Raw genomic sequence first — 3,156 nt, forward strand, 5'->3', positions numbered from 1 at the left:
TAACAATACTGTGAAGTTATCAAAGCTTTTTACTTTCCCTTTAATTTGGAAACCATTTAGTAAAAATACTGTGACTGCTAGATTGTCTTTACGCAATTGGTTTAAGAACTGGTCTTGAATATTGATTGATGTTTTCATGTCCTTTTCCTCCTCTTCTACCTCTACCTATATTTATTCGAGATAAAATAACCCTTTCCTTCAAGTAGAGCGAAAATTTCCTGTTTTTTTATATTAAAATTATGTTCATCCATATCAAACCAATGAATGTTCATTTTATTTCTAAACCATGTCATTTGTCTTTTTGCATATCTTCTAGAACTTTGTTTGATTAAATTAATGGCTTCATCCTCAGTTAGAATCCCTTCAAAATAATCATAAAGCTCCTTATATCCAATCGCTTGAACAGATTGACAATTTTGAATGCCTTTTTCATATAGCATTTTTGCTTCATTCATTAAGCCAGCATCCATCATCATATCTACCCTTAAATTAATTCGACTGTAAAGTAATTCTCGGTCCATTGATAAGCCAATCATTATAGCATCATATAAATATTCCGGTTCTTTGTTAAAAGCTGTATCCGAAAATTTTTGACCTGTTAATTTAAAAACTTCAATCGCTCGAATCACTCTTCTAACATTATTCATATGTATTTGTTTAGCACTTTCTGGGTCAACCTCTTTTAATTGATCATGCAATGCTCTATTTCCATAAACCATTGCAAAACTTTCAAGTTGATTTCGAAGGTGCTCATCGCCTTCTTGCTCGGCAAATTCATATTGCGTTAAAACGCTTTGAACATATAAACCAGTACCACCAACGATAATTGGTGTTTTCCCTCTTTTTGTTATTTCATCTATTTTTTCTCGTGCTAATGTTTGAAAGTCTGCAACTGTAAAAGAAGCTTTTGGATCTAAAAAATCAATTAAATGATGTGGAATACCTTCCATTTCTGCTTCGGAAATTTTAGCAGCACCTATGTCCAATTCTTTATATACTTGTGTTGCATCTCCATTAATAATTTCACCATTAACAGCTTTTGCTAATTCAATACTTAATTTAGTTTTTCCTACAGCAGTAGGTCCTACGATGACTATTACTTTTTGCATATTTACCATTGTAATCACTTATACGCCTTTCTATACAACCTATTGCATTATACCCTTGATCATTTTTTTAAATACATATCTTACTTTAGTTATACCATATTTATACAAAAACTCCAAATATTTGTGAAATGTATCACATTATTAAAAAATACGTAAATTTTGGAAAGTACACTTAAGTTAAGGTCGTATCATAACAACACTTTCTCATAGATTCATTGATTGGCAATTTATAGAATGTTCAAAAATTAGTATAATATAAATATACAAAATAATGTTAGAGGAGATTTGCAATGGAAATCAAGAAAGCTAATCCTAAGAATGTTTCGCCACCTATTGCTGCATATCATCATGTAACTGTCATACCAAAAGAAGCTGACCTTATTGTATTATCAGGACAAATTGGCAATGACAAAGAGGGAATTTTACCTAAAGATATTGAAAGTCAATTTGCAAATGCATTAGCAAATATTAAAGCTATACTTGAAAGTGAAGAGGTTGATGTAAAAAATATTTTTAAAATTAATTTCTGGTTGACTGAAACAATTGACCGGCCATTTTATATTGAAAAATGGACTGAATTCCATAACGGAAATCCGCCTGCTACAACATTAGCCTACGTTAAAGCTTTAGCTAATCCTGACATTAAAATTGAAATAGAAGCTTGGGCAGCACGTTAATGGACAAAGAGACATTTTCTGACTGAATTTAAAACATTTTTCATAGAGATGTATTAGGGGGAAATTGAATGATTGCAAAAATCTTAAAAGGAGTTATGTTTATAATTCTTAGTTTCACATTACTATTCGCCGGTTTTTTGGCGTATGTAACCTTCACAGATTTTAAGCCATCTGAAGTTATACCACTTAATATCCAAAAAAATAAAGAACAGGTATTGAAAAAAGGTGTGCCATTTTCGATTACTACATTTAACATTGGATATGCAGGTTTGGATAAAAATCAGGACTTTTTTATGGATGGCGGAACGATGTCTAGGTCTAGTAGTAAAAAGCAAACATCGACAAATTTAAAGGCCATTACTTCATTTATTAAAAATGAAGAATCTGATATAAATCTAATCCAAGAGATTGATAGGAACTCTTCTCGTAGCAATCATATTAACGAAGTAAACTACCTAACAAAAAAATTACCAGATTACAGTCATACATTTGCAGTAAATTATAAAGTCCCTTGGGTTCCTGTTCCAATATTGCGCCCAATGGGTTCAGCAAATAGTGGTTTATTAACTTTATCTAAGTTCAACATTAAAAATAGCCATCGATATAAACTAGCAGGTCAAGAAAGTTGGCCACGCCAGCAATTTGAATTAGATCGTGCTTTTCTTGAAAGTAGAATACCAGTAGAAAACGGAAAAGATCTGATCCTAATCCACCTTCATTTATCAGCATATGATAAAGGTGGAAAAGTTCGTAAACAACAATTGAAGTATTTATCTACTTACCTAGAGAAAGAAATAAAAAAAGGAAACTATTTTATTTTAGGTGGAGATTGGAATCACGAAATTCCAACAACAGACCCTACCATTTTTGAATCAACAGAAAAATGGCCTGATTGGCTACAAATCTTCCCTTCTTCATTTAAACCAGAAGGCTTCCAATGGGTTACAGATAAAACGATTCCTACATCTCGATCAAATGACTTCCCTTTTAAAAAGGGACGAAATTTCCAAGCCATTATTGATGGATTCTTAGTTTCTCCTAATATTACAGTTAAAAATGTAAAAGGACATGACTTAGGGTTTGAGAATAGTGACCATAACCCAGTAACTGCTGAGTTAGTATTAAAATAACTATAAAAAAACATACAAAAAGCGTAAAACAGCTTAAATTTGCTATTTTATGCTTTTTTGTATGCAACTATGGGCAATTATTACTGATTATTCAATACAAATTATTTTACCATCCACACGACAACAAAATACATCTCCAATTATAAAACAATCATTAGGCAATAATTCTTCAATATCGTCTTCATCTAGTTTACTAAGTTTTTTAAGTATTCGTTGTATTCTTTGTATTCGTTTTAATTC

At 31.3% G+C, this 3,156-nt stretch carries 4 protein-coding genes; 2 read left to right on the forward strand and 2 right to left on the reverse strand.

Annotation, left to right across the window (positions count from 1 at the left end):
* A partial coding sequence (hfq, locus tag V7056_RS19095; protein WP_499703980.1) for an RNA chaperone Hfq occupies positions 1-138 on the reverse strand: 138 nt, incomplete at its 3' end.
* Between the two features lie 23 nt (positions 139-161).
* Positions 162-1,124, reverse strand: coding sequence for a tRNA (adenosine(37)-N6)-dimethylallyltransferase MiaA (gene miaA / locus V7056_RS19100; RefSeq protein ID WP_499703981.1), 963 nt, complete (start codon positions 1,122-1,124; stop codon positions 162-164).
* 275 nt (positions 1,125-1,399) lie between these two features.
* Between miaA and V7056_RS19105 the strand changes: the two genes are divergently transcribed.
* Entirely contained in the window at positions 1,400-1,786 is a 387-nt protein-coding gene (locus tag V7056_RS19105) for a RidA family protein (RefSeq protein WP_499703979.1), read from the forward strand.
* Positions 1,787-1,857: 71 nt separating this feature from the next.
* Complete coding sequence (locus tag V7056_RS19110; RefSeq protein WP_499703982.1) at positions 1,858-2,916, forward strand: endonuclease/exonuclease/phosphatase family protein; 1,059 nt, start codon at positions 1,858-1,860, stop codon at positions 2,914-2,916.
* Positions 2,917-3,156: the final 240 nt, after the last annotated feature.

The sequence above is a fragment of the Bacillus sp. JJ664 genome (assembly GCF_036962205.1).
Taxonomy (GTDB): domain Bacteria; phylum Bacillota; class Bacilli; order Bacillales; family Bacillaceae_G; genus Gottfriedia.

Bases quoted from the DNA above. Each gene is read 5' to 3' on its own strand.
- V7056_RS19105 (WP_499703979.1), top strand. From the start codon at position 1,400: ATGGAAATCAAGAAAGCTAATCCTAAGAATGTTTCGCCACCTATTGCT.